Source organism: Shimia sp. CNT1-13L.2, assembly GCF_024331145.1.
Lineage (GTDB): Bacteria > Pseudomonadota > Alphaproteobacteria > Rhodobacterales > Rhodobacteraceae > Shimia.
In genome coordinates this window covers 564,764-576,688 of the sequence record NZ_JANDJO010000003.1, presented here as the reverse complement: position 1 = coordinate 576,688, position 11,925 = coordinate 564,764, and the positions used below count along the sequence as shown (strand labels likewise).

12 protein-coding genes are annotated in these 11,925 nt (G+C 60.1%); 2 read left to right on the top strand and 10 right to left on the bottom strand.

All coding sequences use genetic code 11. The features are described from left to right. Positions 1 to 3 precede the first annotated feature (3 nt). The 8 genes from pstB to NNA36_RS09555 form a co-directional block, all read right to left on the bottom strand. Positions 4 to 801 (bottom strand): phosphate ABC transporter ATP-binding protein PstB, encoded by a 798-nt coding sequence (pstB, locus tag NNA36_RS09590; protein WP_255106735.1) that lies wholly within the window; start codon positions 799 to 801, stop codon positions 4 to 6. Between the two features lie 20 nt (positions 802 to 821). Next, positions 822 to 2,180 (bottom strand): phosphate ABC transporter permease PstA, encoded by a 1,359-nt coding sequence (pstA, locus tag NNA36_RS09585; RefSeq protein ID WP_255106732.1) that lies wholly within the window; start codon positions 2,178 to 2,180, stop codon positions 822 to 824. After that, positions 2,177 to 3,637 carry a phosphate ABC transporter permease subunit PstC gene (gene pstC / locus NNA36_RS09580; RefSeq protein WP_255106730.1) on the bottom strand — a complete coding sequence of 487 codons (1,461 nt, stop codon included), beginning with the start codon at positions 3,635 to 3,637 and terminating at the stop codon, positions 2,177 to 2,179. The genes pstA and pstC overlap by 4 nt, the downstream gene beginning before the upstream one ends. Positions 3,638 to 3,709: 72 nt before the next feature. Continuing rightward, on the bottom strand, positions 3,710 to 4,744 hold the full coding sequence (locus tag NNA36_RS09575; protein ID WP_255106728.1) for a PstS family phosphate ABC transporter substrate-binding protein: 1,035 nt from the start codon (positions 4,742 to 4,744) through the stop codon (positions 3,710 to 3,712). Between the two features lie 130 nt (positions 4,745 to 4,874). Then, positions 4,875 to 5,915, bottom strand: coding sequence for an ATP-binding protein (locus NNA36_RS09570; RefSeq protein WP_255106726.1), 1,041 nt, complete (start codon positions 5,913 to 5,915; stop codon positions 4,875 to 4,877). Between the two features lie 146 nt (positions 5,916 to 6,061). Further along, on the bottom strand, positions 6,062 to 6,583 hold the full coding sequence (locus NNA36_RS09565; RefSeq protein WP_255106724.1) for a gamma carbonic anhydrase family protein: 522 nt from the start codon (positions 6,581 to 6,583) through the stop codon (positions 6,062 to 6,064). Then, a complete protein-coding gene (gene gmk, locus NNA36_RS09560; protein WP_255106843.1) occupies positions 6,583 to 7,224 on the bottom strand; it encodes a guanylate kinase in 642 nt (213 codons plus the stop codon). Before gmk ends, NNA36_RS09565 begins: the two co-directional genes overlap by 1 nt. Positions 7,225 to 7,236: 12 nt before the next feature. After that, the gene (locus NNA36_RS09555) at positions 7,237 to 8,115 is read right to left on the bottom strand and encodes a YicC/YloC family endoribonuclease (RefSeq protein WP_255106842.1); all 879 of its coding nucleotides are present in this window, start codon (positions 8,113 to 8,115) and stop codon (positions 7,237 to 7,239) included. Between the two features lie 227 nt (positions 8,116 to 8,342). Here NNA36_RS09555 and NNA36_RS09550 point away from each other — a divergent pair, with 227 nt between their 5' ends. Next, positions 8,343 to 8,909: a PAS domain-containing protein gene (locus tag NNA36_RS09550; protein WP_255106723.1), complete on the top strand. Its 567-nt coding sequence runs from the start codon at positions 8,343 to 8,345 to the stop codon at positions 8,907 to 8,909. 53 nt (positions 8,910 to 8,962) lie between these two features. On the opposite strand, the gene NNA36_RS09545 is transcribed toward NNA36_RS09550, so the two are convergent. After that, positions 8,963 to 10,330: a class II 3-deoxy-7-phosphoheptulonate synthase gene (locus NNA36_RS09545; protein ID WP_255106721.1), complete on the bottom strand. Its 1,368-nt coding sequence runs from the start codon at positions 10,328 to 10,330 to the stop codon at positions 8,963 to 8,965. Positions 10,331 to 10,488: 158 nt separating this feature from the next. On the opposite strand from NNA36_RS09545, the gene NNA36_RS09540 reads away from it, so the two are divergent. Further along, positions 10,489 to 11,493: a GlxA family transcriptional regulator gene (locus NNA36_RS09540; protein ID WP_255106719.1), complete on the top strand. Its 1,005-nt coding sequence runs from the start codon at positions 10,489 to 10,491 to the stop codon at positions 11,491 to 11,493. A gap of 3 nt (positions 11,494 to 11,496) precedes the next feature. On the opposite strand, the gene NNA36_RS09535 is transcribed toward NNA36_RS09540, so the two are convergent. Then, on the bottom strand, positions 11,497 to 11,910 hold the full coding sequence (locus NNA36_RS09535) for a hypothetical protein (RefSeq protein WP_255106717.1): 414 nt from the start codon (positions 11,908 to 11,910) through the stop codon (positions 11,497 to 11,499). Between the last annotated feature and the right edge of the window lie 15 nt (positions 11,911 to 11,925).

Sequence of the window (11,925 nt, the reverse complement as noted above, 5' to 3'; positions counted from 1 at the left end):
CCCTTAGCCGATACGGCCGGTGATGTAGCTTTCGGTGCGTTCGTCTTTGGGGTTGGTAAAGATCGTGGCGGTATCGTCGTATTCCACCAGGTTGCCGAGGTGGAAGAAGGCCGTCTTCTGACTGACACGGGCCGCCTGTTGCATCGAGTGGGTCACGATGACGACCGAGTAGCGGCCGCGCAATTCGTCGATCAGTTCCTCGACCTGTGCAGTGGCAATCGGGTCAAGCGCCGAGCACGGTTCGTCCATCAGCAGAACCTCGGGTTCCGTGGCGACGGCGCGGGCGATACACAGGCGCTGTTGCTGACCGCCGGACAGGCCGGTGCCGGGCTCGTGAAGGCGGTCTTTCACCTCGTTCCAGATCGCGCCGCGACGCAGGGATTTCTCAACGATTTCATCGAGATCAGCTTTGTTCTTGGCAAGGCCGTGGATGCGCGGGCCATAGGCGATATTGTCGTAGATCGACTTGGGGAACGGGTTCGGCTTCTGGAACACCATGCCCACCTTGGCGCGCAGTTGAACCGGATCGACACGCTTGTCATAGATGTCTTCGCCATCCAGCAGGATGTCGCCTTCGACGCGGCAGACGTCGATGGTGTCGTTCATGCGGTTGAGGCAGCGCAGGAAGGTCGACTTGCCACAGCCCGACGGGCCGATGAACGCCGTTACGGTCTTGTCTTCGATGTCGATGTTCACATCCTTGATGGCGTGGGTCGCGCCATAGTAGACCTGCACATTCTTGGCGTTAATTTTGATGTCGTTCTGTTCCACGTTCGCCTCCAGTTTCGGTGCGTCGTACATATTACTCTACCTTTTCCTACTTACCAGCGGCGCTCGAAGCGACGGCGCAGGATGATTGCGATGGCGTTCATGGCAAGCAGGAACACCAGGAGGACGATGATGGCACCCGAGGCGCGTTCCACGAAGGCCGGGTCCGAACGCTGGGTCCAGTTGTAGACCTGAACCGGAAGCGCGGCGGCGGGATCGAAGAAGCCTTCGGGGGGGGCGGCCGGATATTCGCGCACGAAGGCCACCATGCCGATCAGCAGAAGCGGCGCGGTTTCGCCAAGTGCCTGGGCCAAACCGATGATGGTGCCGGTCAGAATGCCGGGGGCGGCCAGCGGCAGGACGTGGTGGAAGACCGCCTGCATTTTCGAGGCCCCTACCCCAAGCGCTGCGTCGCGGATCGACGGCGGAACCGCCTTGAGCGATGCGCGGGTGGCGATGATGATTGTCGGCAGGGTCATCAGGGTCAGCACGAGGCCACCGACGATGGGTGCCGATTGCGGCAAGCCCGCGAAGTTGATGAAGATCGCGAGACCAAGGATACCGAAGACGATCGAGGGCACCGCGGCAAGGTTCGAGATGTTCACCTCGACGATGTCGGTGATCCAGTTTTTCGGAGCGAATTCCTCAAGATAGATCGAAGCGGCCACGCCGATGGGCAGCGTCAGGCACAGGACGACCAGCATCATGTAGAACGAGCCGAGGATCGCGACGCCAAGACCGGCGGCTTCGGGGCGGTTCTCGGAGGCGTCAGCACGGGTCAGGAAGCCAAAGTTGAAGCGCGTCTTCAGCAGACCGGCCTCTTTTAGCTTGTCGGCCAGCATGAGCTGTTCCGGCGAGACGTTCTTGTCGAGCTTCGCGGTCTCGGGGGTTACACGGCCCTTGAAGTAGCCGTCAATCCGCCCGTTTGCGAGGAACTCGACCTTGACCGTCTGTCCGATCAGGGCCGGATTGGCCAGAACCATGCGGCGCAGTTCCGCAGGGCCTTCCTTGGAGATCATCTTGGCGGCCTTCTTGGCGTTCAGGCCTTCAACCACGAGGTTCGGGTTTTCTTCGAACTTTTTCTCGAAGCCCTTGGCGATCAGAGGCGCATAGCCAAAGGTCGAGACCTTGGCGATCTTTTCAAGGTTACCGGAGCCGTCCTTGTCGAGTTTCGCCGGGTCGAGGTAGACCTCCATGGTGATGAAGGTCTGACGGAAGGCCGACGAGCCGTTGTAGAGGATCGAGCTGACCAGACCGATCAGGGCGAGGATGGCAACCACGATGGCGGCGACACCGTAGGCGCGGAAGCGAGCCTCGGCCGCGTTGCGGCGCTTGGTGCGTGCATCCTGGGCCACGAGCGAGGTGGCGTGTTTCTTGCCCGATGGGATGTTGGACGAGGTTGCGTCGGTCATTCGTACTGCTCCCGGTACTTACGGACGATATACAGGGCCAGAATGTTCAGACCCAGGGTGACGACAAAGAGGGACAGGCCCAGGGCGAAGGCCACGAGCGTTTCGGGGCTGGCGAATTCCGTGTCACCGGTCAGCTGGCTGACGATTTTAACGGTAATCGTTGTCATGGCCTCGAAGGGGTTGAGGCTGAGCTTGGCGGCGGCCCCTGCCCCCATGACCACGATCATGGTTTCCCCAATGGCACGCGATGCGGCCAGAAGGATGGCGCCGACGATGCCCGGCAGTGCGGCCGGCAGGATCACCTGTTTCACGGTTTCCGACTGGGTCGCGCCAAGGCCGTAAGAGCCATCGCGCATCGCCTGCGGCACCGCGTTGATCACGTCATCGGACAGCGAGGACACGAAGGGGATCAGCATGATGCCCATGACGACACCGGCGGTCATCACCGAGGACGACGAGGTGCCAAGGCCCAGCGGTTCGGCAAAGTAGTCGCGCAGAAGCGGGCCGACGGTGATCAGCGCGAAGAGACCGTAAACGATGGTCGGGATACCGGCGAGAACCTCGATGGCAGGTTTGACAACAGAGCGCACGCGCCGCGAGGCGTATTCGGAAAGGTAGACCGCGACCAGAAGGCCGATCGGAACCGCGAAGACCAGTGCGACGAAGGAGACATAGAGTGTACCCCACAGAAGCGGCGCGATGCCGAGGTCGGAGCCGCCGGTGAACTGCGGGTTCCAGGTGAGGTTGAAGAAGAAATCCTTGGCCGGATAGAGGCGGAAGAAGTTCGAGGTTTCGAACAGCAGCGAGAAGATGATCCCGACGGTGGTCAGGATCGCGACCATCGACGACAGGATCAGGAGCGCCTTGACGGCGGCTTCGGACACGTTGCGGGCGCGGAATTCGGGCGTGATGCGCATCATCGCCAGAAGCGCGCCGCCCAGGGCCAGCACCAGTGCGACCACGGTCATGGCCATGCGCAGGGTGCCCGTTTGAGCGCGGTAGGCTTTGGCCGCCTCGAAGACGTTCTGTTTGACTTCAGAGGCCACGGCTACGCCGAGTTCACCCAATTTCGCACGAACGTCGGTTGTATCGGCGCGCATGGCGCTGAATTGGCCTTCGGTCAGGTTGCCCGAGGACACGGCGAGATCAAGGCCGGTCGAGATGCGGCGCACGTCGGCCATCACGAGGCTGAGCGAACCGCCTTCGGGAATGTCCGAGGCGGTGATCATGCCGGAGACCTGGCTTTCAACGTAAAGCGGCTGCAAGAGCAGCCAAGCGAAAGTTACCAGAAGCGCGGGTACGGCGGAAAACAGGAAAACCGTTTGGCCGTAGTAGTTTGGAAGGGAGTGCAGTTTGCGAACATCGCCCTCGGCGGAGCGGATTGCACGCGAACGGCCGAGGAAGAAACCGAGTGTCGCAATGACGACCACGGCAAGAATAACGAGACCGGCGCTCATGGGATATCCAACTGGATGACGGAAAAGGGAAAGGTGGCGCCCACAACAGGCGCCACCCCTATTGGTAGTGGCTTAGTTCAGCGGGCCCATTGCGACGCCGTTTGCAACCATGTCCTGGGTCTTGGCCAGTTCCGGATCCGAAACCAGACCGTACTCAGCCAGCGGGCCGTCGGGGCCTGCCATGTCGTCCGACACGAAGAAGTCGATGTATTCTTGCAGGCCGGGGATCACACCCAGGTGTGCTTTCTTCACGTAGAAGAACAGCGGACGCGAAACCGGATACTCACCCGAAGCAACGGTTTCGGTCGAGGGAGTTACGTTGTCCATGGTGGCAACAACCAGCTTGTCGGTGTTGTTCTGGTAGAACGACAGGCCGAACACGCCGATGGCTTGCGAGTTGGCAGCCAGACGCGCCAGGGTCTCGGTGTAGTCGCCGTCGATGTCGACCGAAACGCCGTCGGTGCGCAGGGCGTGACAGGCTTTCTTGGCTTTCTTCTTGTCGCCGCCGTTGGCTTCTTTGAAGATGTCGTAGGCGCCGGTTGCTTTACAGCCAGCTTCCAGAACCTTCTTGTCGAAGACTTCGCGGGTGCCGTGCTTGGTGCCCGGGATGAAGGCCAGGATGTCTTGCGCCGGCAGAGCAGCGTTTACGTCTGCCCACTGTTTGTTGGTGTTGGCAACCAGCTTGCCGTCAACAACAACTTCTTTGGCGATTGCCGAGAACCAGTCTGCCGGGGTGAAGGCGAACGACGGGCCGTTGATGTCCGACGCGAAGACGATGCCGTCATAACCGAAGCGGACTTCCATGATTTCGTTTACGCCGTTCGAGGCGCAAAGGTCGATGTCCGACTGCTTGATGCGCGAGGACGAGTTCGCGATGTCGATGGTGTTCTCCCCAACACCTTCACACATGGCTTTGCGGCCGGCACCCGAACCGCCACCCTCAACAACGGGGGTCGGGAAGTCGAAGTTTTCGCCAAATGCTTCGGCAACGATGGTTGCGTAGGGCAGAACGGTCGACGACCCTTTGATCTGCAGCTGATCACGGGCGTCGGCAGCGGTGGCAGCGGCTACGATGGCCAGCGCCGAGGCAGTCAGTTTAACGGACATGTTTTTAACTCCATTGGTGTTGACCATCTTTGTCGACGGTCTCGGAGCCGGGTGCTACGGCTTCCGCGCTAAGCTTTTGTGACACCAATGTAACGGTTTTATGAACCCCGCAGACTTATCTCGAATTTGTCTACTTTTTGGGGAGAATGACCGTGAAAGTTGATCCCTGCCCCAGTTCACTTTCAACCCTGAGGCGACCGCGGTGGCGATTCAGGATGTGTTTCACGATCGCAAGACCGAGACCGGTGCCGCCCATTTCGCGCGAGCGGTGTGAGTCGATGCGGTAAAAGCGTTCGGTCAGGCGTGGAATGTGAATCGGATCGATCCCGGGGCCGGTGTCCGCAATGGAAATCAGCAGGGCCGGACCGCGCAGGACATGATCGCGAGGGGATTCGGAGATCGAGATCGTGACGCTTGTCCCCTGCCCGCCGTATTTCAGCGCGTTTTCGATCAGGTTGGTGAACACCTGCATCATCTGGTCGGAATCCGCGACCACCAGTGGCGCCTTGTCGGGCACGTTGAATGTCAGCGTAGCGCCGTTTTCCTCGGCCACCGGCGACAGGTTGCGGATCACCGAGCGGATCAGCGCATCGAGGTCAGTCGTAGTCGTCGGACGCATGCGGGCATCTTCTTCGACGCGGCTCAGGGACAGCAGATCGCCGACGAGGCGGTTCATCCGGCTGGCCTCGGCAGACATGGTGGTCAGGAAACGTTCCTGGGCCTTGGGATCGCCCTTGGCCGGGCCAAGAAGGGTTTCGATGAACCCCAGGATCGCAGTCAGCGGCGTGCGCAATTCGTGGCTGACGTTGGCGACAAAGTCGCGGCGCATCTGGTCGGCCTGCTGAAGGTGTGTGACGTCGGTGAAGCACAAGAGGACGCCTTCGAAATCCTGACCCGAGACCCATGAGGCAGTGACGTCATAGCGCACGCTATGCGGGCCGTCAGCGTGGTGATAGATGGCTTTCTGCGGTTTGCGCGTCGAAAGGCATTTGTCCAGAGCTTCGGTTAGCCCAGGCTGGCGAAAGACCAGCACGAAGGGGCGCGTCTCACCGGCCTTGGGATTGAGCGCCTTGGCCTGGGAATTGGCAGCAACAATGCGTGCGTTCCTGCCCACGAAAACCGAAGGCAGCGGGATGGCATCAAGGAACGACTGGATCGGATCGGTCGACATGGGCAACGTCCTGGAATGGCTTTGCGTAAAGCTTTCCGAGAAGTTGCGATTTGTAAACTGGGAAGAAAAAAGAAATAGCCAATTAAAAGTATCCCGCAATTACAACGGGATACCTGGGTGTGCTAATGTAAAATCAAAAGATGCGCTCAGATTTCTTTCAGGCCATTCCGGAAACGGCGCATGTTTTCCTGATAGTGCAAGGCGCTGCCGCGCAGGCCATTGATGGCATTTTCATCAAGCTCGCGCACGATTTTCCCCGGCGCGCCCATCACGAGGGAGCCGTCGGGAATGACCTTGCCTTCGGTGATCAGAGCCCCGGCCCCGATCAGGCAGTTCTTGCCGATCTTGGCGCCGTTCAGGATGGTGGCGCCCATGCCGACAAGGCTGTTTTCACCGATGGTGCAGCCGTGCAGCATGGCCTTGTGACCAATGGTACAGCCTTCGCCGATGGTTAGCGGGCAGCCCGGATCGGTGTGCATCACGGTGTTTTCCTGAACGTTCGATCCCTTGCCGATCACGATCGGTTCGTTGTCGCCGCGAATGGTGGTGCCGAACCAGACCGAGGCCCCCTCTTCCACGCGCACGTTGCCGATCACGTTGGCATCCGGCGCGACCCAGGAATCCTCGGCAATCTCGGGAGCAATCCCGTCCAGTTCATAAAGCGGCATTAGGACATCTCCTCGAATTCGGCTTGCAGGGTGCGGACGTGGGTTTGCAGCGCGGGTTGTTGCTCGCGGCGCATGCGCTCTGCGGTGATAATGGTCTTGAGTTGGGCTTCGGTGGCGTCGAGATCGTCGTTCACCAGAACATAGTCATAGGCGCCCCAGTGGCTGATCTCGTCCCAGCTTTTCTGCATGCGCTTGTCGATCACGTCTTCGCTGTCCTGCCCCCGGCTGACAAGGCGGCGGTGCAGTTCGGTGATCGAGGGTGGCAGGATAAAGATCGACAAGGCGTGTTTGCCAAGGTCGGAATTCCGGATCTGCTGTTCGCCCTGCCAATCGACGTCGAACAACACGTCATCCCCGGCATTGATGGTGTCTTTGACCGGACCGGTGGGCGAGCCGTAGAAATTGCCGAAAACGTGGGCGTGTTCCAGCATTTCGCCTTCCGATACCTGCTTTTTGAACTCGTCGACGCTCAGAAAGAAATACTCGCGCCCGTGTTCCTCTCCCGGACGCGGCGCGCGGGTGGTGGCAGAGATCGAAAAACGCAGGCCTTCGTCCCATTGCATCAGGCGGCGGGCAAGGGTCGACTTACCTGCCCCCGACGGCGAGGACAGGATGATGAGAAGACCACGGCGCTGTGTCATGTCGGTCATGCTTTATTCCACGTTTTGAACCTGTTCGCGCATCTGATCGATCACCGCCTTGAGATCAAGGCCAATTGCGGTGAGATCGACAGACTGCGACTTTGAGCACAGGGTGTTGGCCTCGCGGTTGAACTCCTGCATCAGGAAATCAAGTTTGCGGCCTACTGGGCTGCCGTTGGCCAGAAGGTCACGCGCGGCGGTGACATGGGCGCGCAGGCGGTCGATTTCTTCGGTCACGTCGTTCTTGACCGCAAGCATGGCAAGTTCCTGTGCAAGGCGGCTTTCGTCGACGGCATCGGTGTTTTCCAGCACGCGCGCGAGGTTGGCGCGCAGGGTGGCGGCGGTCTCGTCTCGGCGGGATTCAGCGATGGCGGCGGCGCTATCGGTGAGGGTGGCGACCTGCTTCAATTGATCCTTCATCAGGGAATCCAGCGCCTGCCCTTCGTTGCGGCGCATGTCCAGAAAGCTGTCGATCAGGCCCGGCAGGTCGGCCATGATCGCCTCGCGCAGGGCCTTGGTGTCGGTCTCAGACGTGGCCACGTCCAGAACGCCGCGCAACCCGAGAATGTCGCTGGCCTTGGAGGGCGCAAGCGACAGGCCGCGATCCATGGCTTCCTGTTCCACCGTACCAAGCGCGTCGAGAACATTGGAGAGCTGCGCCGGGTTCAGTGACAGGACACCTTCTTCCTCGTCGCGCTGGATGCGTAGCGAAAAGGTTGCCGACCCGCGGTTCACGGATTTGCCAATGGCCGTGCGCAGGGCGGCTTCGAGCCCGTCGATCCAGTCGGGCACGCGAATGCGTAGATCAAGCCCCTTGGAATTCACGCTGCGCAGTTCGGCGACCCAGCTAAAGCCCATTGCCGCCCCTTTGAGCGACGCAAACCCTGTCATCGAATGCAGCACGTCAATCCCCCCGTCTTTTGTCTTGGTACGCCACCTAAAGCCATTGTCCTGTTTCGCGCAAGCCTTGCAGCCGCAAGCGCCGGTAAGAGTTAACCAATTGATCCGAATTTTCGCGGCAATTGCAGAAAATGTGAGATGATTTGGAGAGGGTTCATCGGATGGGTTGGAAAGGAGCCGGGATGTTTGGGGAATGGCAAGGGAAACCAGAGGGCATCATGGGGCAGTCGCCGCTGCCTGAGCCACTGCGGGATATTCAGACCTATTGGGAAAGCCTGTGCCGGCTGGATCGCCTGCCTGCGCGGGCAGAGGTTGATCCGGCGGGGATTGAACGCGCCCTGAGCCATGCTTTTGTCCTTGAGCGGATCGCCCCGAGCGTGGCGCGGGTGCGGGTTGGCGGGCAGGTTCTGAACACGTTCCTCGGGACCGAGGCCAGGGGTCTGCCGTTTTCCTTCGGCTTTGGCATGACGTCACGCGCCCTGATGGGGGATGTTCTGAAGGATGTGTTCGACGCACCTGTCACGGCGCGGCTCTGGCTAGAGGACGAGAGCAAGGCGCCCTGCCCCTGCGAGATGATCCTGCTGCCGCTGGCCGGTGGTCGTGACGGCGCTGCAACGCGTATCCTTGGCGGGCTTGCTTTTGGCGGTGAACAGGCGCCCCGCAGTCACAGGTGGCGGCTGATCAACAGTGAGCGGCGGGCGATCAACACCTCGCAAACGCCCTTGAGCGGCAGCACGCAGGCCACCCATGTTCCGCATCTCAGGCTGGTTGTGAATCGCCCATGAAAAAGGGCAGCCGCGCGGGCTGCCCTTTCTGAAATCGCATTAAGGTCAGAGCCTTAGACCGCTTCCTTCTTGCGCTCGTCGCGCAGCGAGGACAGCTCCTCGGCAACAAGGAAGGCCAGTTCGAGCGACTGCGACGCGTTCAGGCGCGGGTCGCAGGCGGTGTGGTAGCGCGACGAGAGATCTTCGTCGGTCACGGCACGGACACCGCCGGTGCATTCGGTGACGTCCTGACCAGTCATCTCGAAGTGGACGCCGCCCGGTACGGTTCCTTCGGCCTTGTGGACCGAGAAGAATTCTTGCACTTCGCGCAGTACGCTGTCGAAGGGGCGGGTCTTGAAACCGCTCGACGACTTGATGGTGTTGCCGTGCATTGGATCGCAGGTCCACAGGACGTTGGCGCCCTCTTCCTGAACGGTCTTGATGAGACGCGGCAGGTGTTCGCCCACAGAGCCGGCACCGAAACGCGCGATCAGGGTGAGACGGCCCGCTTCGTTTTCCGGGTTCAGCTTGGCCATCAGAACCTTGAGATCCTCGGCGGTGGTGGTCGGACCACACTTGAGGCCGATCGGGTTCTGGACACCGCTGCAGAATTCTACATGTGCGCCGTCGGGTTGACGGGTGCGGTCGCCGATCCAGATCATGTGGCCGGAGCCGGCCAGCCAGTTGCCGGAGGTGGAATCAAGACGGGTCAGCGCTTCTTCATACTCAAGCAGTAGGCCTTCGTGGCTGGTGTAGAAATCCACGGTGCGCAGGGCATGCGCGGTCGAGCTGTTGACGCCGGCCGCGTTCATGAAATCAAGCGCGTTCGAGATGCGGTTGGCCATGTCACGGTACTTGGCCGCCTTTTCGCCCTCGGTGAAACCCAGCGTCCAGGCGTGTACCTGGTGAACGTCGGCATAGCCGCCGGTCGAGAAGGCGCGCAGCAGGTTCAGCGTGGCGGCCGCCTGGGTGTAGGCCTGCAGCATCTTCTTGGGATCGGGGATTCGGGCATCCGCGGTGAAGGCCAGCTCGTTGATGATGTCACCACGGTAGCTGGGCAGTTCCACGCCATCCACGACTTCGGTCGGTGCCGAACGCGGTTTGGCGAACTGGCCCGCCATGCGGCCAACTTTGACTACGGGCACCTTGGCACCGTAGGTCAGGACCATCGCCATCTGGAGCATCACCTTGAAGGTGTCGCGGATCGCGTCTGCGCTGAATTGCTCAAAGCTTTCGGCGCAATCGCCGCCTTGCAGCAAAAACGCCTCGCCGCGTGAGGCGGCCCCGAGCTTCTCCTTGAGACGGCGCGCCTCACCGGCAAAGACCAGCGGCGGATAGCTGGCAAGCTGGGCTTCCACGGCCTTCAGCGCGTCCTCATCCGTATATTCAGGCATCTGGATCCGCGGTTTGTTCCGCCAGCCAGATTTTACCCATTCTGCCATTGTCTTTCTCCGGTAACAAAAGTTGCGAGCCCCTCTATACAAAAGGACTTGAGCAAGGGCCATAACTGAATTAGGGGCCTTGACCTGCTGGTTCAATTTGGCGCTATGATTGTACCCTATCGGCCCGGCCACAACCAACTACCCCAGGAACACGCCAGATGTCTCAGGTGAAACGGATCAGCAACACGTTGGATCAGAACGCGAAAACGCGCCGGTTTGTCTTTGTTTTGCTTGAAAATTTCACGCTTCTTTCCTTTGCCTCGGCTTTGGACTGCCTGCGGCTTGCCAATCGGCACACGACCACACCGCTTTATGAGTGGAAGCTGATCGGTGAAGGCGGTGATATGGTGACCTGCTCGACCGACACGACATTCAAGCTGGACGATGACCTGATCGACCTGCACCGCGATGACACGGTGATCCTGTGTGGCGGACTCGACATCCAGTCGGCCACCACCAAGAAGGTTCTGGCCTGGCTGCGCCGCGAAGCGCGCAAGGGAATCAGAATCGGCGGTTTGTGCACGGCAGCTTACGTCATGGCAAAGGCCGGCCTTCTGGATGGCAAACGCGCCACGATCCACTGGGAGAATCAGGACAGTTTTGCCGAGGAATTCCCCGAGGTCGAACTCAGCAAGTCGGTGTTCGCGATTGACGGCACGCGCATGACCACCGCGGGAGGCACCTCCTCGATTGACATGTTCCTTCAGGTTATCGCGGATGATCACGGCGAGGAACTGGCCAACTGGGTCGCCGATCAGCAGATCTATTCCTCGATCAGGACCGATCAGGATACCCAGCGTCTTTCGGTTCCGACCCGGATTGGCGTGCGCCACCCGAAGCTGAGCCAGGTTATCCAGATGATGGAACAGAACATCGAGGAACCGATCAGCCCGTCGATTCTGGCCAAGGATGTCGGCATGTCGACACGGCAGCTTGAACGTCTGTTCCGTCGTTACCTGAACCGTTCACCCAAGCGCTATTACATGGAATTGCGGCTGCAGAAGGCCCGTAACCTGTTGATGCAGACGGACATGAGCGTGATCAACGTTGCGCTGGCTTGTGGTTTTGCGTCGCCCTCGCATTTTTCGAAATGCTACCGTGCGCATTACGACACCACGCCCTATCGCGAACGTGGCACCCAAGCGACGCGCCTGTCGATCTGATCCTCAGAACCGTTTGAACAGTTCTTCTTCGTTGGTGTTGAGCGCGAAGCGCAGGACGATGATCTTGTCGCCGCGATCATGCAGGAAGGCGTAGAAGTAGCTGTAGTTCAGCTCTTCGCTCCAATATGCGCGCAGTTCCTTGGAAAAGCCGTTGCCATAGTCTTCGCGCTTGAGGACGGCCATCTTGGTAAAGTCGAAGGGCATGGCGCGCAGAAGCTGGGCGTTGACTTCGGCCAACTGTTCGCGCGTGTATTCATCCCGCCCGCCAAGCTGTTGTACCAATGGGACAAAATCGCGGCTCATGATGCTTTCGTCAACGTAATTTGCATAGGCGTCGTAGCTGTCGAAAACCGAATCCTCGGCGAGGGCTGGCAGTGGCAGCAAAAGCGCCGCGAGGGCGAGTTTTCCAAGTTTCATCAAAAGCTCCTTTTC